Raw genomic sequence first — 22,577 nt, forward strand, 5'->3', positions numbered from 1 at the left:
AAATTCTTATCTTTGTAACCATAGAAATGAATGAAGATGAAAAAAAATAATACCCAGCCCAAGATCGAGCCAAAAGATCTTACAGTGGTGGATATTCTGAATAATAAGATTAAAATCAAGGTACCAGATCTTCCTCCCACCGATGAGATGCTTGCTGTTATCACTCACTGGATGCATAACAGCGGAAGAAAATCAGCAAAGGTATATAGTAAGAATTGCAGAAAATATTTGCAAACAATTCTTACTGCATTATATCCTACAATGGATAAAAAGGCGATTGTCCTGAAAAACATACAGGAACTCGGATTATTTTCAGATGCCATAAATATACCATTCCCATCTCCCAAGCGGGTTAAATTTACTTTTATTGATCTATTCGCAGGAATGGGAGGATTCAGGTTGGCAATGCAACACTACGGGGGACGTTGCGTTTTTTCATCGGAATGGAACAAATACGCACAACAAACTTATCTGGCAAATTTTGGAGAGGTTCCATTCGGGGATATTACAAAAGACGAGATTAAAGAGTATATTCCCGACGGATTCGATATTTTATGTGCAGGATTTCCTTGTCAACCATTCTCGATTGCTGGAATTTCTAAAAAGAACAGTCTTGGAAGAGCACATGGATTTCAAGATGAAGCACAAGGAACCTTGTTTTTTGATGTTGCAGAAATTATTCGCAGGAAACAGCCGAAAGCCTTTTTCTTAGAGAATGTAAAAAATCTACAATCACATGACGGAGGAAATACATTTCGTGTAATATCGAACACTCTGCGCGAGTTAGGGTATACGATTCATTATCAAGTTATGGATGGGAAATATTTTGTTCCTCAACATCGTGAGCGTATTATGATTGTGGGATTTCGAAATAATCTTTTTCATGGCGTGGAAAAGTTTAAATTCCCGGAATTAAAAGATGTATCTCACAAAATCCGGAATATCTTGGAACCTGAAGTTGATCCGAAATATACTTTAACAGATAAACTTTGGGTGTATTTGCAAAATTATGCGAAAAAGCATCAGGATAGCGGGAATGGATTTGGCTTTGGTCTTGTTGATTTAGACGGTATTGCCCGGACATTGAGTGCCCGGTATTATAAGGATGGTTCTGAAATCCTTATTCCACAAGAAGGAGGGCTTAATCCGCGTAGGCTTACAACTCGTGAATGTGCCCGTTTAATGGGATATGATGATAAATATATCATTGATGAAGTGTCGGATGTACAGGCATACCATCAGTGTGGAAATTCTGTTGTGGTCCCTCTTATTACAGCAGTGGCCGGAAACCTTGTAAAAGCAATGTTGGAAAATGAAAGACGGTAATCTTGTTAAACTCGCAGTTGAGGCTGTGGGCAGAGCTGATAAGGCATTTTGTAAATTTACGGCAGCTAATGATGCTGGTTCTACCGGAGCGCATCAGGCTGGTTATTATATGCCTAAAAGTGCTTGGTCTTTAATGTTTGACCAGCCAGGAGTAAGAGGCGAAAACAAGGATCGTACAGTGAAAATAAAATGGCAAAAGGATTTTGAAACAGAAAGCCGTTTTATTTATTATGGGAAAGGAACTAGAAACGAATATCGTTTAACACGATTTGGCCGAAATTTCCCCTATTTGACAGAAGATAATGTGGGTGATTTATTTATTCTTTGCCATATTGAAGGGGATTTTTATGAGGGTTACATTCTTTCGGCAGATGAAGATATTGAAGAGTTTCTGGATACATTCGGCTTGAGCCCTACTGAAACTAATGCACTTATAAATAGGAACATTGAATATAGTCCAAAAGATATCTTAACAGGCTTATTCCGGAATATCTTAGAGCGTCATGATTGGTTCCCGGAAACTTCTGTTATGGCAAAATATGCCAAAGATAGTTACATGCAGGCTCATAAGATCAATAAGAATACCATTTGTTCTGAGCCTGATAAACAATTGTTGGCATGGATTGATACAGAATATGAATTATTCCGGGCATTTGAAGCAAAGCTATATGATCCGGTTCTAAAAACAGGGTTTTCAGATATTGAAAGTCTTATTTCTTATTCTAATCAAATTCTCAACCGAAGGAAAAGTCGTGCAGGGAAATCATTGGAGCACCATTTGGAAACAATTTTCAAATTTTGTGATCTGAAATTTGAAACTCAAGTAATAACAGAGGAACATAAAAAACCGGATTTTATCTTTCCTGATGGTGCATCATACCATAATTTTGAATTTCCGGCAGATGATCTGATTTGTTTAGGTGCTAAAACAACCTGTAAAGACAGATGGAGGCAGATTCTCAATGAAGCTGATCGAATTCCTGTAAAACATCTTTTCACACTTCAACAAGGAGTATCTAAGAATCAATTAGCGGAAATGTATAGAGAAAAAGTATGTTTGGTTGTTCCCAAACCATATATTAGATATTTCGACGAGAGTTTTCAAGATAAAATAATGCCTTTAAATGTTTTCACGGGATTTGTCAAAGCAAAACAAAATAGACTTTAATATAAAAAATTGGCGAATCGCATCATCTCCCACGCCGTGGCCTGAATAAAATCGACATCCTTGCGGTAGCCTGCGAGGATGTCTGCTTTTGTACGATGCAGGAAATCGTCGATATTTGCGCGTTTCGTGCGCATGGTGCTACAACTTCCGAAGTAAACGATCCGATGCGCTAAAAACCCCTCCAAAACGTCCGCAATCTCGCGTAACGTCACAAGGTCCCGTCCGATCTGTATTTTATTCGGCCTGCCGTGAAAGGCAATGTATAGAATCGTATAATTCCGGTAACGCTCGAACGTGTATTGCCGCAAATATTCGAAGAACTCTTCCCGCGTGTTGCATTTGCGGTAAATGTATTTTATCCCTGCGGCATCCCGCAATATGTCGAGCATCGGGCGCACGCTTTGTTTGCACCGCGGGTTCGTTCTCCAATTTCCCTCTAAACAATAGATATTCCGGGGTAGTTGCTTCTTCATATCCGTATCTCTTTAAAGACTTCGTAAAACCGGGGTAAATCCTGCTCGCGGATAATCTCGTCGTTGTAAACTTCGAGCATCTGAATACTCCGGTGACGGCTGTATTTCGACACCATCAATAATTCCCCTTTATAGGATTTGATTAATTTGGTAATAAAGAAATGACGGAAGCCATGCGTGCTTCCGTCGATCTCCAATTCTGCAAATATCCGTTTTATGATCTCCCGGACCGATTTGGTCGTAAGCCTTTCGCCCCGGCAATGGTTGCTGTCACTGCGGAACAGTGCGCCGCTCCGGAATCGGTAACAATTCAGATATTCCCGCAGTACCCGGACCGTTGAGGGGTGCAAATGAATCGGCTCTTTATCGTCCCGGCTTTTGCCGCGGATGAATGCGGTCTTGTTCCGCAGGTCAATGTCCCCGACATCCAACCGGACGACCTCGATCTGCCGAAGCCCTTGAAACAAAAAGAGAGCGACAAGCGCTCTCAATCTCAAATTTTGCGGGGCAGGCGGTAAGTCGGAACAATACCGTTGTAACTTTCCGATGTCGGCATCCTGCAAGCCCTCTTTGCGGTGCAGTCGGCACTGCGTGAATCCGCGGACATGATCCGTAATTTTCTGCGGAATCAAATTCAACCGATGCAATCCGTCCAAAAAGATTTTCGCCGCAATCAGGTATTTGTTTTTGGTCGATACGCTGAATGTGTCGATACCAGCTAAATACCGTTTATAATCCAAATAAGAATTGCGGTTGATGCCGTGTGTTTCCGCATACCGAATGAAATGCGTGATCCGCACCCGGTATTCGTTGCGTGTTGCATCCGTGACATCCAGTGCGCCGAATACCTCGTTTTTCAGTAATTCCAACCGATTCGACCGAATAATCTCGTTTGTCATGCAGTTTTCAGTGATTTGTTACCGTAAAACTACAAAATAAATTCTATATTTGCAAATGTAAGTGTTTGATAAATAGGTATTTAGAAAATAAAAAATGTTTTACCTATGTTTTACCCGGGGCAAAGAAAAACCGTCGCAAGTTATTAACTTACAACGGTTTACTGATGCGATTTTGTGACACCGACAGGACTCAAACCTGTAACCTTCTGATCCGTAGTCAGATGCTCTATTCAATTAAGCTACGGTGCCGAATTGCGAGTGCAAATATAGGGCGAAAATCCGAAACTCGCAAATTATTGGGCGTAATTTTGTGAAAAAAGATGCCCTGAAAAATCGCATGCCGGCGCATCGGACCGATTGTCAGGGGTTTGTCCGCTGACGATCAACGCATTGCTTCCTCCAGCCGGGCCTTGATATTTTCGCCGCGCAGGTCTCTGGCGACGATAATCCCCTCCGGCGAGATCAGGAAATTCGCGGGAATCGACGAAATGCCGTACATGGCGGCTGCATCGCTTCGCTTGTCTGCACTCACGCCCAGCACATTGATCCATGGCATGTCGTTGTCCGCCACGAACGTTTTCCATTTGGCGGCGTCGTTGTCGAGCGAAACGCCGTAAATTTCCAATCCCTTGCTTTTGCAGGCGGCGTATGCCTCGCGCAGATGCGGGATTTCCCGGCAGCAGGGGCCGCACCACGTCGCCCAAAAGTCGAGCAGTACCCAGCGGCCTTTGCCGACGATCCCCGAAAGCGCCACCGGTTCGCCTGCGGCATCGGGCAGCGTGAGGTCCATGTAGGGTTTGCCGATCTCGGTGTTTTCGGTCGCTGCGACTTTTTCGGCGATTCGCTGCAGGATGGAGTGAGCCTGCACGGCGGCCGGAAATTGCTTCAGACGGGTTTTGGCTGCGGCGATGTCGTTGCCGTCGAATTCGTAGACGGAGAAGAGGTATGCCCCGAAAAGGTTGTCCAGATTGGCTTCGATGCTCTCCGGAACCAGCTTGTTGTAATCCGCATAGAGCGAGTCGGCCGGTGCGTCGAGGGGAAGTTCGCGGAATTTGCGGTCGAAGTCGGCCATTCGCTCGTCGAACTCCCGTTTTCTGTCGTTCAGCGGCGTGCCGGATACCGCGTAAACCCGTCTGTCGTCCGTCGGAACCGTGCGGATGTCGCCCGGTTCGAGGAAGATGACGGCGGTGCCGACGGGGATGCGCTCCTGATTGGCCAGCCGGGCGATCTCCGGTTCGGCGACACGGCCCTGCAGCCGGATCGTGCTGTCGGCGCATACGATGCCGGCGGCCAGTTCCGTACGGCCGCTGCCGATCAGGAATACCGAGTCGCCCGGTTCGAGTCCTGCGTTGCCCGTGATGGAGTAATTCGGACCGCCGCATCCGCAGAGGAGGGCGGCCGTTGAAGCCGTGAGAAGGATTTTCTTCATATATCGTTCGGTTGCTGTCGAAAATTAGGGTTTGCGGTGCGGTTACTTGATCTCCCGGTCGGGGTGCTCCCTGAGGAATTTCTCCCAGCTTTGGGAGCCGCCTTTCGATGCGGCCTTCTTGCCGCCGCCCAATCCTTTGACGCGCTCGTCGCCCATCGCGGCATTGAGCGGATTGGAGATCGTGAAGTGGTGGCAGAGCGCCACGGCCATGCCGTCGGTGGCGTCGAGCCGCTTGGGCGGCTGTTCCAGCGAGAGGATGCGGCAGACAATGGCGGCGACCTGCTCCTTGGCGGCCGATCCGCGTCCCGTGATGCTCTGCTTGATGCGCATCGGGGCGTATTCCGAAACGGGCAGGCCGCGGCTCAGCGCCGCTGCCATGGCCACGCCCTGCGCCCGTCCCAGTTTGAGCATCGACTGCACGTTCTCGCCGAAGAACGGCGATTCGAGCGCCACTTCGCGCGGGGCGTACTGGTCGATCAGCGCCCCGACCCGTTCGAAGATATAGCGCAGTTTGACGTACGGATCCGAAAGCTTGTGCAGGTCGATGTCGCCCAAGACGACCGAGCGCACGCTGCGTCCGTCGATCTCCAATACGCCGTAACCCATGTAGTTGGTGCCGGGGTCGATGCCCATGATGCGGTATTTTTCCGTTGGGGTCATATCGTTCGAAAAAGCCCCTCCGGACGGCGTGTCGCAGTTCGGAGGGGCAGGTTGTACGGCGGTGGTTATTTGCCGAGCAGCTCCTCGACCTTTTTGTAGAGGTCTTCGCCGCGCAGGTTCTTGGCGACGATGTTGCCCGAAGCGTCGATCAGGAAGTTCGAGGGAATGCCCTGAACGGCGTAATCCTTCGCTGCGGGATTGTCGAAACCGTTCAGGTCGCTGACCTGAATCCACTTCATGCCGTTGTCCTTGACGGCGGCGAGCCACTTGTCGCGGTTGTTGTCGAACGACACGCCGTAGATTTCGAAGCCCTTCTTGTGGAACTTGTCGTAGGTCTCTTTCAGGTGGGGAACTTCGCCCATGCAGGGACCGCACCACGAAGCCCAGAAGTCCACGAGCGTGTATTTGTTGGCCGGATTCTCGATCACCGAAGTCAGGGTGACGATCTGGCCCTCGGCGTCGCTCTGCAGGATGTTGATGTAGGGCTGGCCCACGTCGGTGCGCTTTTTCTGCTCGGCGGTGGCTTTCAGCTCCGTCAGCTCTTTGGTCTGCTGCATTTCGGGCGAGAATTTGGCGATCTGGTCGAGAATCTCCTGCCCCGAAAGCTCGTAGGCCATGTTGGGCATCAGCATGACGCCGAAGAAGTTGTCGCGGTTGGCCTCTACCGAGGTGCGGGTCAACTGCTCGAACTCCTCTTCGATCGCTTCGCGCCGCTGGTCGGTGGTCGCAGCGTCGCGGTACTCGGTGATCAGCGCGCGGCTGGCGGCCGTGTAGGCTTCGGCGGCGTCGTTGGCCGGGGTGCCGGTGGTGTGGCGCACCTGCGGATCGTCGGCGTCGCTCTTGATCGAGATCGTACCCGGTTCGAGGATGAGCTGCATGGCGAACGCCTGCGGCTGTCCGTCGCGCGAGTCGAGCAGGTAGTGCATCGCGGGCGCTCCGGCGGGACCGCTGAAGCGGAACTTACCCGATTTCACGACGGCCGAGTCGATCAGGCTGTCCTGCTGGAACAGGTAGACGGTGCCTTCGAGCCCGGCGATGTCGCCTTCGACGACGTATTTGGGCTGCGTGCTGCAACTGCACAGCACGGCTGCGGAAGCTGCGAAGAGAAATGCTTTTTTCATTGTGCAAGAATATTGGTTTATTTTTTGAGTTCTGCCAGCTGTTTTTCCAGATTGTGCACCAGTTTTTCCAGTTCGGGCAGCCGCTTGAAGACCGCCGCCGAACGGTGGTACTGCATGCCGGGCAGCGCCGGGTAGCCGAAGCGCACTTCGCCGTCGGGCACGTCCTTATCCAGTCCGCTCTTCGAACCGATCTTCACGAAGTCGCCGACGTTCACGTGGTCGGCGATGCCGACCTGTCCGGCGAGGAAGCAGTTGCGCCCCACCCGCGAGGTGCCGGCGATGCCGGTCTGGGCCGAGGATACGGTGTTTTCGCCGATCTGGACGTTGTGTCCGATCTGAATCAGGTTGTCGAGCTTGACGCCCCGGCGGATCACCGTCGAATCGGTCTTGGCGCGGTCGATGCAGGTGTTGGCCCCGATCTCTACGTCGTCTTCGATCACCACGTTGCCCAGCTGCGGAATCTTGTCGAAACCGCCCGCGGCGTTGGGCATGAAGCCGAAACCGTCGGCGCCGACCACGGCTCCCGCGTGCAGGATGCAGTTGCGGCCGATCCGGCAGCCTTCGTATACCTTGACTCCGGGGTAGAGGATCGTGCCTTCGCCCACCGTAACCCCCGCTCCGAGGTAAACCTGCGGATAGATCTGGCAGTTCTTGCCGATTTTCACGCCCGCTTCGACCACCGTGAAATCCCCGATGTAGCAGTCGGCGCCCACCTCGGCCTTTTCAGCGACCGAAGCCAGCTTGCTGATACCGCTGCGGCGGGGCTTGGCGGCGTTGTACATTTCGAGCAGTTTGAGCACGCAGGCGGCGGCGTCGTCCACCTTGATGAGCGTAGCCGAGACCTGCTGCGAAGGTTCGAACGAACGGTTTACCAGCACGATCGATGCGCCCGTGCTGTAGAGGAACGTTTCGTATTTGGGGTTGGTGAGGTAGGTCAGCGAGCCCGCCTTGCCCTCCTCGATCGAAGATACGGTGTGTACTTTCGTCTCTTTGTCGCCGACGATGTCGCCGCCTAAAAATCCGGCGATCATTTCGGCCGTGAATTCCATCATAACGATTCTGTTTATAAGTATTTGTTTATGTCGATTCCTTTGGGCATGAACTCCTCCACCGAACGGCCGAACGAAAGCACCTCGCGCACGGTCGACGAGGATATGTCGGCCACGGGCGAGGGGGTGAAGAGCATTACGGTCGTGATGTCGGGGTAGATGCGGTGGTTGGTCGCCTCCATCGTGCGCTCGTACTCGAAGTCGGTGGTGTTCCTCACGCCGCGGATGATGGCGCAGGCGCCGGCCTTCTCGGCAAACTCGCCCGTAAGCCCCGTGTAGATATGGGCTTCGACGCGCGGATTGCCGGCGTAGAGGTCGTCGATCAGCCGCTTGCGGTTGGCGACGGTCAGCAGCCCCGTTTTCGCGGTGTTGTTGCCGATGCCGATGACCACGCGGTCGAAGAGATTGAGCGCTTCGTCTACCAGCGCGGCATGGCCGCGGGTGAACGGGTCGAACGATCCGGGGAAGATTGCAGTCCTTTCCATATCGGACAAAGGTAATAATATTTGGGAATAGGGAGTTATCTTTTCCCGATATTTTGTCCTACCGTTCGATTTTTACGTACTCCGAATAGACGATCCGCGTGTGCGGATTCGACGGGACGATCTCCTGCCGCAGGGCTTTCGTGCCCCAGCGGATGAAGAGAAAACGCCGCGGAATGCGGTGTACGACCTGCCGCAGGGTATCGGCGCTCTCCACGCGGCACAGGACCGAGTCGGCGGTGACGGCGCCTTCGACACGCACCCACGCGTCGCGCCAGCGGAACAGCCGCAGGGTGTCGCGGACGACGAGCGTGTCGCTCAGCCGCACGACGACCGTATCGCGCACCGGGGTCCGTATCTCGACCTTCGTGGCCGTGGCTGTCCGGGCCGCAGCTTCCAGACGGCGGAGTTTGATTCCGAGCCGGCGGATTTCGGCAGCGTCTGCGGCCCGCAGCTCTTCGAATTCGGCGCAGCGCAGACGCAGGGCCTGCACCGATGCCGCTTCTTGCCCCAGACGCGTGCGGTAGCGTTCGATGCCGGCCGCAAGGGCGTGTTGGTTCTGGGTCAGGCGACGGTTTTCGCGGCGGTAGCGGCCGTAGCCGCATACCAGCAGAGCCGTCACGGCGACGGCGTAAAGAAACAGGTATTTTTTCATGGTGAAACGGGTTTTCCGGCGAAGATAGCGCGGGCCGGGCCCGTTCGGTTTCTACATTTTCGGAAACAGCCCGCCGAGCGATTGGGCGACCCGTTCCGCGAGAATCGCCATGCAGGGATGTCCGTCGCAGTGGGCGAGGGCGGTGACGCCCCGGTGATCGACGTAGAAGAGTTCGTCGAAGCGCGGCAGCTCGTCGCGCATTACCGGGCGCTCTTCCAGTTCGAGTCCCGCCGCCTCGACGGCCCGCAGGCCCAATTCCTGTTCGACGCAGGCTTCCGCCGGGGAGACGAACGCCGTTTTGCCCCGCACGGCGAACAGCGGGGCGTTGTCGGCCGTGCGGACGATGCCGTCGCCGTCGCAGCGCACGGCGACCGATGCGCCGTGCAGACGGGCCTGCTGGCGGGCCAGTCCGGCGGCGGCTTCGCGCGCCGAAGTCGGAGCTTCGGGAAACGGCATGTCGTATTGCAGCGTCACGGCGTCGGGCATCAGACTGCGCAGGTCGTATCCCCGGTAGAGCGATATGCCTGCGGATTCGAGCCGGAAGGCGGGATCGCCCGATGCAGGAACGACGATCCGCACGAACTGCGAGAGGTCGCAGTCCGCAGGCGCCGTCTGCGCCGCGAGCGCTTCGATCTGCCGGGCGAGGGGCTGCTGGCGGAGTCCTGCCGGACGGCCGAAAAGTTCGCGCGACCAGCGGTCGAGTACGGCCAGATGCGCCGGCAGGTGGAGAGACCTGCCGCCGAGGATGTGAACGGTCTGGTATAGGTAGACCTCCTGCATCAGAGTAGGAAGATTTTGAGCAGCAGTTCGCGCAGCAGCTCTCCGTCCGACGCTCCGCCGGCGTTCATGCCCTTGCTTTTGGCGTCGTATTCGCGCAGCAGGCCGAGGATGTTGAATACCCTGCGGTTGTCCCAGTTGGCGGCGTTCTGCTTGATCTCGCCCAGTACGTAGACGTTGTTTTTCTTGAGGATGCGCATCAGTTCGGCGTCGGAGGGAAAGGGCATGCCCTTGTGGCGCGCCGTCCAGCGCAGGTAGTTCACGACGAACAGCTCCTTGAACTGGCCGAACAGCGCCAGCACGGTGACCAGCAGCGGGTTGTCCTTGGGGTTGCGGGCGAAGTGCTCGGCGATCATCAGCGCGCGCGCCATGTCTCTGGTCACTACGGCCTTGCATAGCTCGAAGTTGTTGAAATCCTTCGAGATGCCGATGTTGGCCTCGATGTCGGCGTCGGTGATGCGCTTGGTCCCTTCGGGCAGCGATACGACCAGCTTGCCCAGCTCGTTCGAGATTTTCGAAATGTCGGTTCCGAGGTGGTCGGTGAGCATCGAGAGCGCCTTGGCGTCGATGGCGAGTCCCTTTTTGGCGATGAACTGCTGGAGCCACGAGGCGATTTCGTAGTCGCGCGGGCGCACCGATTCGAGCACCGCTCCATTGGCGGCGCAGCCCTTGTAGAATGCCGAGCGTTTGTCGGCGTTCTTCTCCTTGTGGCAGATCACGAGGATCGTCGTGGGCGAGGGTTTCTGCGTGTAGAGCGAGAGTTTGTCCAGTCCGCGCAGCTGCTGCGCCTCCTTGAGGATGACGACCTGATACGATCCCATCATCGGCATCTGGCGGCAGAGGTTGATGACCTGTCCCGCCTCGGAGTCCTTGCCGTAGACGGTGATCTGGTTGAAAGCCCGTTCGGCTTCGCCGAGCACCGTCGTCGCGAGCCGCTCGGCGATGGCGTCGATAAAGTAGCTCTCCTCGCCCATGAGCAGGTACACGGGGGCGAACCGCCGTGCGGCGATCTCCTGCGCCAGCTTTTCGTATGCGGCGACGGAATCTTTGAATTTCAGTGCGCTTTTGGCCATATCTCAGTCATTGGTCCGGCCGAGCCGGATGCGGGGGCGTTTCCGCGTCCCCGCGGCGGAAGGGGCTGAATCGCCGCTCCCGGTCGTGTTATACAATCTCTTTGGTGATGCGCAGCACGTTTTCCGTGTCAGGCGTCAGGCGGTAGCGGTCGTCGATGCGGCGGCCGACGAGCCATACGATCTCGTCGCCCGACAGCAGTACGAACTGCCGCTCTTTTTCGGGCATCGAGACCTTGGCGTCGATCAGGAAGTCGCTCACCTTCTTGCGGCCCGCCATGCCGAAGGGAATGAACCAGTCTCCCTCGCGCCAGCGGCGCAGCGTGAGCGGGAATTTCAGCAGGTCGGCATCGACCTGCGCGATGTGCTCCGGTACGCCGAAGTTCTTGATCGCGTCGATGTCGCAGTATTCGAAGTAGAGCGCCGAGTTGCCGCAGTAACTGCGCGGCACGCCCCGCTCGACGGTCACCATACATGCGTCGCCGGGGGCGATCGGGGCCACGACGATCGTGCCGCGGTCCACGTAGGCGACCCGCTCGCGCGAGTAGAAGCGGCGGCCCGTCATGCCGTGCCTGAGCGAATGGCAGAGCGAGTCGATGACGTCGCCCTTGAATCCGTAGGCCGAGTTGAGCAGTTCGTAGATGACGAATTCCTGCGGGAACGCGGGGTCGATGCGGTCGAGGTGTATCGTGTCCAGTCCGTTCTCGGTGGTCACCGCTTCGCCGCGTATGCGTTCGATGCCGTGGTTGATGAAGAGTTGGGCGTCGGTCAGCCGCGCGATGTTGCGGCGCATGAGACTCGTGAACTTGGGGTTGATCTCCCGGATGCGGGGAATCAGGCCCAGCCGTATCTTGTTGCGCAGGTACTTGGTCGAGCGGTTCGACGAATCCTCCCGGAAGGGGATGCGGTTGGCGACGGCGTACTCCAGAATCTCCTTGCGCGAAGCGAACATCAGCGGTCTGACGACCTTGCCGACCTGCGTCGAAATGCCCGTCAGCCCGCGCAGGCCCGTGCCGCGCAGCAGGTTGATGAAGAACGTCTCGATCGAGTCGTCGGCATGGTGGGCGATCGCCACCACCGTGTAGCCGTGTTCGCGGCTCAGGGCGTCGAACCATGCGTAGCGCAGCCGCCGGGCGGCCATCTCCATCGACTCGCCCGTGCGCTCCATTTCGGCCGCCGTTTCGAAGCGTTTGTTGTAGAACTCGACGCCGTATTTCCGCGCCTCTTCCTCCACCAACACCTCGTCCTCGTCGCTCTCCGCGCCCCGCAGCTGGAAATTGCAGTGTGCCACGCCGACCCGGTAGCCGCTGCGCGTGAAGAGCGACAGCATGACCATCGAGTCCACGCCGCCCGAAACGGTCAGCAGAATGCGGTCGTCGTGCGTTGCCAGATCGTTGTCGGCGATGTATTTGCGGAAAGCTTCTAAAAGTGCCATACGATTAAAATATATTGACTTCGGTGTCTATTTCTATGCCGAATTTTTCGTGAACGCGCATCTGCACCGTGTGGGCGAAGTCGATCACTTCGCCGCCCGTCGCGCCGCCCAGATTCACCAGCACGAGGGCCTGCCGTTCGTGGACGCCGACTCTTCCGCGCTTGTAGCCTTTCAGCCCGGCCTTGTCGATGAGCCAGCCGGCCGCCAGCTTCACCCTGCCGGCGCATCCCGCCGCCGGGTAAACCGGCATGTCGGGCCACTGGGCCTGCAGCTGCCGCGCCACGCACTCGTCCACGACCGGGTTTTTGAAGAAGCTGCCCGCGTTGCCCGTCACCTTCGGATCGGGAAGCTTGGCGCGGCGGATGGCGCAGATCGCTTCGCGGATGTTGCGCAGCGTGACTCCGCCGCGGGCTTCGACCTCACGCTCCACGTCGCCGTAGCCCAGCCGCGGCCGCGGCGTGCGCGAAAGCCGGATGTCCACGGCCGTGATGATGACGCGCCCCCGCAGTTCGTGCTTGAAGATGCTTTCGCGGTAGCCGAAGCAGCAGTGTCCGGCGTCGATGACCATTGCCGAGCGGTTGTCGGTGCAGAACATGTGCACCCGCTCGATCACGTCTTTGGCTTCGCAGCCGTATGCGCCGATGTTCTGCACCGGGGCCGCGCCCGCCTTGCCGGGTATGAGCGAAAGGTTTTCGATTCCCCACAGGCCGCGTTCCACGGCCCATTCCACGAGGTCGTCCCACTCGACGCCCGCATCGGCCCGCACGCGGACCGTGTCGCCCTCTTCGCCGAGGGGCGTGATCTGCCGGGCGACGGGCGTCAGCAGCAGTCCGTCGTAGTCGCGTGTGAAGAGGATGTTGTTGCCGCCGCTCAGCACCGCCCAGCGTTCGGGCACGCCGCCGCTGAAGATCGTGCGCAGGTCCTCTTCGGTCTCGAATTCGGCGAGACGCGCCGCCTGCTGTCCGACGCCGAAGCTGTTGCGTCCGCTCAGGTCGATTTGGTGGAATTCTCGGATCATGCCGTCTGTTTCTGTTTGTTTGTCGTTCGCCCGGTTGTACCGGCGGGCGTTGGGCGCATATATTCTCCGTGCGCCCGTTCCGGAGCGGTCCTTGCGGCGCTCCGGGCGGGATGCCCCCCCCCTCGGCTCCTTGTACAGCGTCGTCCGGTGCGGGCGCGGGTACGGAAAATGTGCAATCTTGCGCAAAGTTAGAAATAATTTAGTAATTTTGGTGAGATGTTTCTCTGAACCGTAAAAAACAAAATACCTGAATACCTATGTTTACACAACAAGATTTACAGCAGATCGAAAAACACGGACTGATCCCCGAAGCGGTCGAGTTGCAGCTGGAGAATTTCCGCCGCGGATTTCCTTTTCTCAACGTCGTGCGCGCCGCCTCACCCGGCGACGGCGTGCTGACGCTGAGCGACACCGAGGCCGCTGCCGCCGCCGAACGTTACGAGCAGGCCGCCGCCGGACTGTCCGTTGTGAAGTTCGTGCCTGCGTCGGGCGCCGCGACGCGTATGTTCAAGGAGCTTTTCGAGTTCGTGAACGACGGCAAGCGCGGCAAGGGGATCGACACCCTGCTCGAAAACATCGGGAAATTCGCCTTCTGGCCTGAGCTGAAAGCCCTGCTTCCGGCCGGCGCCGACGACCGGACCATCGTCAGCGCCATCGTGAACGAAGGACTCGGCTACGGCCGCAAACCCAAAGGACTCGTCACCTTCCACGCCTATCCCGAAGGCGCGCGCAAGGCGGTCGAGGAACATCTGGTCGAAGGGGCGGTCTATGCGGCCGCGAACGGCGTGGCGAAGATTCATTTCACGGTTTCGCCCGAACATATCGAAGGATTTCAGGAGCTGCTGGCCGCGAAGGTGCCTGTTTACGAGAAGCGTTTCGGCATCCGTTACGACATCTCGTTCTCGGTGCAGAAACCCTCGACCGACACCATCGCCGTCAATCCCGACAACACGCCCTTCCGGCAGGACGACGGTACGCTGCTGTTCCGCCCTGCGGGCCACGGCGCGCTGATCGAAAACCTGAACGAGATCGACGCCGACGTGGTGTTCATCAAGAACATCGACAACGTCACCACCGATGCGCAGCGCGGCGATACGATCCGTTACAAGAAGGTGCTGGCAGGCATCCTGCTCGACCTTCAGGAGCGTGCGTTCGAATACCTCAAGGCGCTCGAAGTCGGTGGCGCCGAGCTGGAGCCGATCGTCGAATTCATCGAGAAGCGGCTCTGCGTGAAGCTGCCCGGCAGTTACGATTCGGCCGTGCTCCGCGCCGTGCTCGACCGTCCGATCCGTGTCTGCGGCATGGTCCGCAACGAGGGCGAACCGGGCGGCGGTCCTTTCTGGGTCGGAAACCCCGACGGCACGCAGTCGCTCCAGATCGCCGAATCGAGCCAGATCGGCCCCGACGACCTGCCGCTGATGCGGTCGGCCACGCACTTCAATCCCGTCGATCTGGTCTGCGGCATGAAGAATTCGAAAGGCGTCCGCTTCGACCTGCGCAGGTACACCGATCCTTCGACGGGCTTCATTTCGTCGAAGTCGAGCGGCGGCCGCGATCTGCGCGCGCAGGAACTTCCCGGCCTGTGGAACGGCGCCATGGCCAAGTGGAATACGGTCTTCGTGGACGTGCCCATTACAACCTTCTCGCCCGTCAAAGTGGTGCAGGACCTGCTGCGTCCCCAGCATCAGTAATCTTGGGGTGTGTGACAAGGCCGGATGCCGCATCATGCGGCATCCGGTTTTTTGTCGGGCTTTTTCGGGATTGTTAGGCGTGTGTTGCTTTTTTGGGATGTTAAGGGTGCTCGGCTTTTTCCGGGGTGTTCGGTGTTTTTCCCGGTTTCCCGGTTTTCCCGCGGCGTTCTGCCGCGGGCCGCATGCGGCGGTGGGGGAGACGCTTCTCGGACGGAAGTCGTTTGTAAACGAATTGTTTGCGAATCGGCGTTATCGTAAGATTTGTTATTATGAATCGGGCGGAATTGTCTTTTTGTCGTATTTTATTGTCTTTTTGGTCGGTGCTTGGAGTGCGTGTCGCGGGCGGCTTTTGAAAAAATGGGTTATGACCTGCGTGCGAAGCTATTTTCTTTTGTATCGGGTTTGCCGGGTCGTGATTTATTGCTACCTTTACACAATTAATATTGAAATCACACAAAAAGATACGGTATGACCAGTTCGTTTTTAAAACAGGCGACGGAAGGCAATAAAAACGCGATTCTCAAACAGCAGATCATTTGCCAGTATATCTTCTGCGGGGATTCGAGCATTACGGATCTGAGCAAGGCCGTGAATCTGAGCGTGCCGACCGTAACCAAACTGATCGGGGAGCTGATCGACGAAGGTTTCGTCCACAACTTCGGCGAGCAGGGGACGGCCGGCGGACGACGGCCGAATATCTACGGCCTGAATCCCTATGCCGGGTATTTCGTCGGCGTCGATCTGCGCAAGGATTCGGTCATGATGGCCGTCATCAATTTCAAGGGACAGCTGATCGATGAAACGACGGTCGATTTTCTGATGGACAACGATCCCCGTTCGCTGGACCGTCTTTGCGACGTGATTCAGAATTTCATCCGTGCGCGCAAGATCGCCCGCGACAAGGTGCTGGCCGTCGGGGTGAATATTTCGGGCCGCGTCAATTCGCAGACCGGATACAGTTACAGCTATTTCTTCGTCGAGGAACAGCCGCTGACGATGCTGCTCGAAGAGCGTCTCGGCACGACGGTCTACATCGAGAACGACACCCGTGCCGCCACTTACGGCGAATATATGTACGGCGACGCCCACTCCGAGAAGACGATGCTCTACATCAACGCCAGCTGGGGACTGGGGCTGGGGATGATCATCGACGGCAAGATATTTTACGGCAAGTCGGGCTTTTCGGGCGAATTCGGCCATTTCCCGCTGCTCGACAACGAGATCATCTGCCGCTGCGGCAAACGCGGCTGTCTTGAGACGGGGGCTTCCGGTTCGGCCATGCACCGGATTTTTCTGGAGAAACTCAAGGAGGGACGCGTGTCGATGCTTTCCGAGAAATACAAAAAAGGCGAGGAGATCACGCTGAACGATATTCTGGCCGCGCTGCTGAAGGAGGATGTGCTGGCCATCGAGATTCTGGAGTCGGTGGGGCACACGCTCGGCAAGGCCATCGCGGGGCTTATCAACATGTTCAATCCGGAGGTGATCGTTATCGGCGGTACGCTTTCGGTGGCCAAGGAGTACCTGATGCTGCCCGTGCGCAACGCTATCAACAAATACTCGCTGATGCTGGTCAACAAGGATACGCAGATCAAGCTTTCGTCGCTCGGAGAACGCGCCGGCGTGATGGGTGCCTGCCTGCTGGCCCGAAGCAAGTCGCTCGGCCTGTTCTGACGCCTCTGCTCGCTCTTGTGCACGCCCCCGGAAACCCGCTGTTTCCGGGGGCGTGCGGCGTTATCCGCAGCGGTGCGTCGCCGGGCAGTGCGCTCTGCGGCGTTCCGCGGCGGAAGAGACGGGGGCAGGCCGGAAGCAGCCCCTTCCGGAAGGGTGCGATTTCGGTATGCGAATTGCGCGGAGAGGGGGTTCGGAGCTTGAATTCCAAGGGGTTCTGCGGTGCGTGTTTCTTCCTTTTGTTCTCTATTCTTGTCAAAAAAGGACAAATTGTCGCGGTGCGCCGCTGTTTGTATTATAAACTTTTATATATTTGTATCGCTAAAATGAAAAACAATAATTAAAACTAAATAACGCTATGGAAAACAAACTTCAACAGTTGACTCAGAAGCTCTACGACGAGGGGCTGGAGAAAGGACGCGCCGAAGCCGACCGTCTGGTCGCCGAGGCTAAGAAAGAGGCAGCGAAGATCGTCGCCGAAGCCCGTGCTCAGGCCGAGGATATCGTCAGGAAGGCGCAGGACAAGGCCGAGGACGTCGAAAAAAATACGATGACCGAAATCTCGCTCGCCGGCAAGCAGGCCGCCGCGAAGATCAAGTCGGAGATCGCCGCGATGATCGTTGCCAAGAGCACGGCCGCAGGCGTCAGGGAGGCCGTCATGGATCCCGCCTTCATCAAGGAGATGCTGTTGTCCGTGGCCAAGAACTGGAACGGCGCCGACGCCGGCAAGGTGGAGCTGAAGGCGCTGCTGCCCGAAGCCGACCGCGCCAAGCTCGACGAGGCGTTCGGCAAGAGCGCTCGGGAGCTGCTCTCCGCCGGTATCGAAGTGGGTTATTCCAAGGAGGTGAAGACGGGCTTCAAGGTAGGCGCCAAGGAGGGCGGTTACTACATCTCGTTCTCCGACGCCGATTTCGACGCCCTGCTGGGCGAATACCTGCGCGAGAAGGTTTCGGACATGCTTTTTAAGGCATAACGCGTATGTTCGCAACGGAATATTATTGTCTGGTAGCCGGACTGAAGGAGTACTCCCTCGACGCCGACACCAAGGGTTTCGACGCCAAAGCCATCGTCGGGGAGATTCTCGACGGCGTTTCGGCTTCGGATGCGGCTCAGGTGCGTCTGCTGTACGGCTACTACGATTGTGAGAATATCGCTTCGCTGCGCGCGGGGCGCTCGGCGCACAATCCGCTGGGCAACTTCACGCGCGAGGAGCTGGAAGAGGAGGTGAAGGCTCCCAAGCGCCTGCCCTCCGCCGTGGGCCGCGTGCTGCGCGCCTATGCCGATCCCGAAGGGGAGGACGCCGAGGAGGTCGATACGGCGCAGCGTTTCGAAACCGCGCTGTTCGACGCCTATTACGCCACCTGCAGCCGTGCCAAGAGCCGCTTCCTGCGCGAGTGGTCGGAGTTCGACCGCACCCTGCGCAACGTGACGGCCGCCGTGACGGCCCGTGCCGCGGGCCGTCCGGTCGAGGAGGTGACCGTAGGCGGGGGCGACGTGGTCGAACAGCTGGAGCGCAGTTCGGCCGCCGATTTCGGTCTGCGGGGCGAACTGCCCTACATCGACGCCGTGATCGCCGCCGTGAACGACGAGGCGAATCTGGTCGAGAAGGAGCACAAGATCGACCTGATCCGCTGGAACGAGGCCACCGAGCTGGCGACGTTCGACTATTTCGACATCAATACCATTCTGTCCTATCTGGCGCGCGTCAATATCGTGGCCCGCTGGACGCAACTGGACGCCGTGCGCGGTCGTGAAATGTTCGACCGCCTGATGGCCGAGCTGGACGGCAGGGAGCTGGTGAACAGGATATAGCCGCCGCGCGGCACATGCGGGCGGCGCGCCGCCGGACCGGGACCGGTCTCTCCGGCAGGAGGGATGCGGAGCGGCCGGGAAGTGCGGAAATGCGGTCCGCGACCGGAAAAATGAAAATAAGAAACTAAACGAATATTCATGAAAACTACAGGACGTGTAAATGGTATCATCTCCAACATCGTCATCGTCAAGGCCGACGGAGCAGTAGGCCAGAACGAGATCTGCTATGTCTATGCGGGAGATACCAAGATGATGGCCGAGGTCATCAAGGTCGTAGGCGACAGCGCCTATGTCCAAGTTTTTGACAGCACCCGCGGACTCAAGATCGGCGACAAGGTCGAGTTCGAGGGACATATGCTCGAAGTGACGCTCGCGCCGGGACTTTTGTCGCGCAACTACGACGGTCTGCAGAACGACCTCGAAAAGATGGACGGGCTGTTCATCGAGCGCGGTTCGATCACCGATCCGATCGACTTCGACGCCGAGTGGGAATTCGCTCCGCTGGCCAAGGCGGGCGACAAGGTGACCGCCGCGTCGTGGCTGGGCGAAGTCAAGGAGCAGTGGGTGAGCCATAAGATCATGGTGCCCTTTACCATGGCCGGCAACTATACGGTCAAGAGCGTGGCGGCGGCCGGGAAATACAAGGTGACGGACACGATCGCCGTCCTGACCGACGAGGAGGGCCGCGAACATGCGGTCACGATGGTTCAGAAATGGCCCGTGAAGCAGGCCGTGCGCTGCTACGTCGAGAAGCCGCGTCCGTCGCGCATGATGGAGACGGGCGTTCGCGCCATCGACACCTTCAATCCGATGGCCGAAGGCGGTACGGGCTTCATCCCCGGACCTTTCGGCGCCGGCAAGACCGTGCTCCAGCACGCCATTTCCAAGCAGGCCGACGCCGACATCATCATCATGGTGGCCTGCGGCGAGCGTGCCAACGAGGTGGTCGAAATCTTCAAGGAGTTCCCCGAACTGGTCGATCCCCATACGGGCCGCAAGCTCATGGAGCGTACGATCATCATCTGCAATACGTCGAACATGCCCGTTGCGGCGCGCGAGGCGTCGGTCTATACCGGCATGGCCATCGGCGAATACTACCGCTCGATGGGACTCAAGGTGCTGGTGATGGCCGACTCGACTTCGCGCTGGGCGCAGGCGCTGCGCGAGATGTCGAACCGTCTGGAGGAGCTGCCCGGTCAGGACGCCTTCCCGATGGACCTTTCGGCGATCATCTCCAACTTCTATTCGCGCGCCGGTCTGGTCAAACTGAACAACGGCCAGACGGGTTCCGTGACCTTCCTCGGTACGGTGTCGCCTGCGGGCGGTAACCTCAAGGAGCCGGTGACCGAATCGACCAAGAAGGCCGCGCGCTGCTTCTATGCGCTTTCGCAGGGCCGCGCCGACTCGAAGCGTTACCCGGCCATCGACCCGCTCGAATCCTATTCGAAATACCTCGAATATCCCGAAATCCGCGAATACCTCGACGAGCATATCGAAAAGGACTGGGTGGACCTCGTCTATGCCGGCAAGACCCTCGTGCAGCGCGGCAAGGAGGCCAACGACCAGATCAACATTCTCGGCGACGACGGCGTTCCGGTCGAGTATCACGAACGTTTCTGGAAATCGGAGCTGCTCGACTTCGTGATCCTGCAGCAGGACGCTTTCGACGACATCGACGCCAACTGTCCGCTCGAACGTCAGAAGATGATGTATAAAATGGTGCTCGACATCTGCCGGAAGGATTTCGCTTTCGCCGATTTCGAGGAGTGCTCGCAGTTCTTCAAGGGCCTTATCAACCTCTTCCGTCAGATGAACTACTCGGAGTGGCAGTCGGAGAAGTTCGAAGGCTACCGCAAGCAGATCGAGGAGTATGTGAGTGAAAAAATCAAATAAGCTTTAGACCATGACAACACGAGCTTTTCAGAAGATATATACCAAGATTGACAACATCACCAAGGCGACCGTGACGCTCCGGGCGCTGGGCGTCGGCAACGACGAACTGGCTACCGTGGGCGGCAAGCTGGCGCAGGTGGTGAAAATTATGGGCGAGAACGTGACGTTGCAGGTGTTCTCCGGAACCGAGGGCATCGCCACCGATTCGGAGGTCGTCTTCCACGGCGAACCCCCGAAACTGCGCGTGTCGGACAACCTCGCGGGCCGCTTCTTCAACGCCTACGGCGAGCCGCTCGAAGGCGGTGAGATCGTCGAGGGCGAGCCGCGCGAGATCGGCGGCCCGACGGTGAACCCCTTCAAGCGTATCCAGCCTTCGGAGCTGATCGCCACGGGTATCGCCGGCATCGACCTCAACAATACGATCGTCACGGGGCAGAAGATTCCCTTCTTCGCCGACCCCGACCAGCCCTATAACGCCGTGATGGCCAACGTGGCTTTGCGCGCCAAGGCCGACAAGATCATTCTGGGCGGCATGGGACTCACCAACGACGACTTTCTCTACTTCAAGTCCGTCTTCGAGAACGCCGGTGCGCTGGACCGCATCGTGTCGTTCGTCAATACGACCGAGAACCCGCCCGTGGAGCGTCTGCTCGTTCCCGACATGGCGCTGACCGCCGCCGAATACTTCGCCGTGGACAAGGGCGAGAAGGTGCTGGTGCTGCTGACCGACATGACGCTCTACGCCGATGCGCTGGCTATCGTGTCGAACCGCATGGACCAGATTCCGTCGAAGGACTCGATGCCCGGTTCGCTTTATTCGGACTTGGCGAAGATCTACGAGAAGGCCGTGCAGCTGCCCAACGGCGGTTCGATCACCATCATCGCCGTGACGACCCTTTCGGGCGGCGACATCACGCACGCCATTCCCGACAATACGGGTTACATCACCGAGGGTCAGCTGTTCCTGCGCAACGACTCCGATACGGGCAAGGTCATCGTGGACCCGTTCCGTTCGCTGTCGCGTCTCAAGCAGCTGGTTATCGGCAAGAAGACCCGCGAGGACCATCCGCAGGTGATGAACGCCTGCGTGCGTCTGTATGCCGACGCCGCCAACGCCAAGACCAAGCTCGAAAACGGTTTCGACCTCTCGGATTACGACGAACGTACGCTGAAATTCGCGTTCGACTATTCGGAGAAACTGCTCTCGATCGACGTCAATATCGGCATCACGGAGATGCTCGACACGGCGTGGGGACTCTTTGCGAAGTACTTCTCCAAGGAGGAGGTCGCTATCAAGGAGGAACTCATCAAAAAGTACTGGAAAGAAGCGTAACGTACGATGGCAATCAAATTTCAATATAACAAGACCTCGCTCGGCGACCTCGGCAAGCAGCTGAAAATGCGGCAGAAGGCGCTCCCTACGATCAAAAGTAAGGAGTCGGCCCTGCGCTCCGAGGTGAAGAAGGCGAAGGACTCCGCAGGCGATTACCGCCGTCGGCTCGACCGGCTCAAGGCCGAGTACGACTACATGGTGTCGCTATGGGGAGAGTTTGATTGTGACCTCCTGCGTATCGCCGATGTGGAACTTTCGGTACAGAAAATCGCAGGTGTGCGTACGCCGGTCCTGCAGGACGTGAAATTCGAGGTGAAACCCTACGATCTTTTCTCGTCGCCCGTCTGGTTCGCCGACGGAGTCGATATTCTGAAGCGCATGGCGCAGCTGGGTATCGAGTTCGAGGTCTACAACCGCAAGATGGAGCTGCTGGACTATGCACGCCGTAAAACCACTCAGAAGGTGAACTTGTATGAAAAGGTGCAGATACCCGGATACGAGGACGCCATACGTAAGATCAAACGCTTCATGGAGGACGAGGAGAACCTCTCCAAGTCGGCCCAGAAGATCGTGAAAACCAAACAGCAGCAGGCCGGGGAGGGCGCGACGTTATGA

General features: G+C 57.1%; 21 protein-coding genes and 1 tRNA gene. 9 read left to right on the forward strand and 13 right to left on the reverse strand.

Translation table 11 applies throughout. The annotated features are described in order from the left end of the window. The first annotated feature begins 36 nt into the window (after window positions 1-36). Both dcm and HMPREF9720_RS08475 read left to right on the forward strand, forming a co-directional pair. Window positions 37-1,326 (forward strand): DNA (cytosine-5-)-methyltransferase, encoded by a 1,290-nt coding sequence (gene dcm, locus HMPREF9720_RS08470; RefSeq protein WP_276530425.1) that lies wholly within the window; start codon window positions 37-39, stop codon window positions 1,324-1,326. After that, window positions 1,313-2,494 carry a type II restriction endonuclease gene (locus tag HMPREF9720_RS08475; RefSeq protein WP_009597857.1) on the forward strand — a complete coding sequence of 394 codons (1,182 nt, stop codon included), beginning with the start codon at window positions 1,313-1,315 and terminating at the stop codon, window positions 2,492-2,494. Before dcm ends, HMPREF9720_RS08475 begins: the two co-directional genes overlap by 14 nt. Here HMPREF9720_RS08475 and HMPREF9720_RS16035 read toward each other — a convergent pair. From HMPREF9720_RS16035 to murB, 13 genes are all read right to left on the reverse strand, one after another. After that, entirely contained in the window at window positions 2,491-2,967 is a 477-nt protein-coding gene (locus HMPREF9720_RS16035; RefSeq protein ID WP_276807239.1) for a DUF6642 family protein, read from the reverse strand. The two genes, HMPREF9720_RS08475 and HMPREF9720_RS16035, sit on opposite strands and share 4 nt — an antisense overlap. Next, complete coding sequence (locus HMPREF9720_RS08485) at window positions 2,964-3,866, reverse strand: tyrosine-type recombinase/integrase (RefSeq protein WP_009597768.1); 903 nt, start codon at window positions 3,864-3,866, stop codon at window positions 2,964-2,966. Before HMPREF9720_RS08485 ends, HMPREF9720_RS16035 begins: the two co-directional genes overlap by 4 nt. Window positions 3,867-4,041: 175 nt before the next feature. After that, window positions 4,042-4,115, reverse strand: a tRNA-Arg gene (locus HMPREF9720_RS08490). 133 nt (window positions 4,116-4,248) lie between these two features. Beyond that, window positions 4,249-5,295 carry a TlpA disulfide reductase family protein gene (locus HMPREF9720_RS08495; protein ID WP_009597861.1) on the reverse strand — a complete coding sequence of 349 codons (1,047 nt, stop codon included), beginning with the start codon at window positions 5,293-5,295 and terminating at the stop codon, window positions 4,249-4,251. Window positions 5,296-5,337: 42 nt separating this feature from the next. Beyond that, on the reverse strand, window positions 5,338-5,955 hold the full coding sequence (ruvC, locus tag HMPREF9720_RS08500) for a crossover junction endodeoxyribonuclease RuvC (protein ID WP_370867699.1): 618 nt from the start codon (window positions 5,953-5,955) through the stop codon (window positions 5,338-5,340). 65 nt (window positions 5,956-6,020) lie between these two features. Beyond that, window positions 6,021-7,076, reverse strand: a complete 1,056-nt coding sequence (locus HMPREF9720_RS08505; RefSeq protein WP_009597758.1) for a TlpA disulfide reductase family protein — start codon at window positions 7,074-7,076, stop codon at window positions 6,021-6,023. Between the two features lie 17 nt (window positions 7,077-7,093). After that, entirely contained in the window at window positions 7,094-8,128 is a 1,035-nt protein-coding gene (gene lpxD / locus HMPREF9720_RS08510; RefSeq protein WP_009597825.1) for a UDP-3-O-(3-hydroxymyristoyl)glucosamine N-acyltransferase, read from the reverse strand. Between the two features lie 11 nt (window positions 8,129-8,139). Beyond that, the gene (gene coaD / locus HMPREF9720_RS08515; RefSeq protein ID WP_014774606.1) at window positions 8,140-8,610 is read right to left on the reverse strand and encodes a pantetheine-phosphate adenylyltransferase; all 471 of its coding nucleotides are present in this window, start codon (window positions 8,608-8,610) and stop codon (window positions 8,140-8,142) included. 58 nt (window positions 8,611-8,668) lie between these two features. Beyond that, window positions 8,669-9,262 carry a DUF6549 family protein gene (locus HMPREF9720_RS08520; protein ID WP_009597812.1) on the reverse strand — a complete coding sequence of 198 codons (594 nt, stop codon included), beginning with the start codon at window positions 9,260-9,262 and terminating at the stop codon, window positions 8,669-8,671. Between the two features lie 51 nt (window positions 9,263-9,313). Continuing rightward, window positions 9,314-10,042: an aminotransferase class IV gene (locus tag HMPREF9720_RS08525; protein ID WP_009597889.1), complete on the reverse strand. Its 729-nt coding sequence runs from the start codon at window positions 10,040-10,042 to the stop codon at window positions 9,314-9,316. Then, window positions 10,042-11,112 carry a DNA polymerase III subunit delta gene (gene holA / locus HMPREF9720_RS08530; protein WP_009597785.1) on the reverse strand — a complete coding sequence of 357 codons (1,071 nt, stop codon included), beginning with the start codon at window positions 11,110-11,112 and terminating at the stop codon, window positions 10,042-10,044. Before holA ends, HMPREF9720_RS08525 begins: the two co-directional genes overlap by 1 nt. An 88-nt stretch (window positions 11,113-11,200) precedes the next feature. Next, window positions 11,201-12,544 (reverse strand): tRNA lysidine(34) synthetase TilS, encoded by a 1,344-nt coding sequence (gene tilS, locus HMPREF9720_RS08535; protein WP_009597897.1) that lies wholly within the window; start codon window positions 12,542-12,544, stop codon window positions 11,201-11,203. A gap of 4 nt (window positions 12,545-12,548) precedes the next feature. Then, entirely contained in the window at window positions 12,549-13,562 is a 1,014-nt protein-coding gene (gene murB, locus HMPREF9720_RS08540) for a UDP-N-acetylmuramate dehydrogenase (protein WP_009597853.1), read from the reverse strand. Window positions 13,563-13,819: 257 nt separating this feature from the next. Between murB and HMPREF9720_RS08545 the strand changes: the two genes are divergently transcribed. The 7 genes from HMPREF9720_RS08545 to HMPREF9720_RS08575 all read left to right on the forward strand — a co-directional run bounded on the left by HMPREF9720_RS08545 (window position 13,820) and on the right by HMPREF9720_RS08575 (window position 22,577). After that, window positions 13,820-15,253: a DUF4301 family protein gene (locus HMPREF9720_RS08545; protein WP_009597811.1), complete on the forward strand. Its 1,434-nt coding sequence runs from the start codon at window positions 13,820-13,822 to the stop codon at window positions 15,251-15,253. A gap of 468 nt (window positions 15,254-15,721) precedes the next feature. Further along, entirely contained in the window at window positions 15,722-16,927 is a 1,206-nt protein-coding gene (locus tag HMPREF9720_RS08550; RefSeq protein WP_009597783.1) for an ROK family transcriptional regulator, read from the forward strand. Between the two features lie 355 nt (window positions 16,928-17,282). After that, window positions 17,283-17,897, forward strand: a complete 615-nt coding sequence (locus HMPREF9720_RS08555; RefSeq protein ID WP_009597741.1) for a hypothetical protein — start codon at window positions 17,283-17,285, stop codon at window positions 17,895-17,897. A 5-nt stretch (window positions 17,898-17,902) separates the two neighbouring features. Then, window positions 17,903-18,736 carry a DUF2764 family protein gene (locus tag HMPREF9720_RS08560; RefSeq protein ID WP_009597818.1) on the forward strand — a complete coding sequence of 278 codons (834 nt, stop codon included), beginning with the start codon at window positions 17,903-17,905 and terminating at the stop codon, window positions 18,734-18,736. Between the two features lie 138 nt (window positions 18,737-18,874). After that, window positions 18,875-20,629, forward strand: coding sequence for a V-type ATP synthase subunit A (locus HMPREF9720_RS08565; protein ID WP_009597778.1), 1,755 nt, complete (start codon window positions 18,875-18,877; stop codon window positions 20,627-20,629). Window positions 20,630-20,639: 10 nt separating this feature from the next. Next, window positions 20,640-21,962, forward strand: coding sequence for a V-type ATP synthase subunit B (locus HMPREF9720_RS08570; protein ID WP_009597891.1), 1,323 nt, complete (start codon window positions 20,640-20,642; stop codon window positions 21,960-21,962). Between the two features lie 6 nt (window positions 21,963-21,968). Then, on the forward strand, window positions 21,969-22,577 hold the full coding sequence (locus HMPREF9720_RS08575) for a V-type ATP synthase subunit D (protein WP_009597838.1): 609 nt from the start codon (window positions 21,969-21,971) through the stop codon (window positions 22,575-22,577).

The sequence above is a fragment of the Alistipes sp. HGB5 genome, assembly GCF_000183485.2.
GTDB classification, from domain to species: domain Bacteria; phylum Bacteroidota; class Bacteroidia; order Bacteroidales; family Rikenellaceae; genus Alistipes; species Alistipes finegoldii.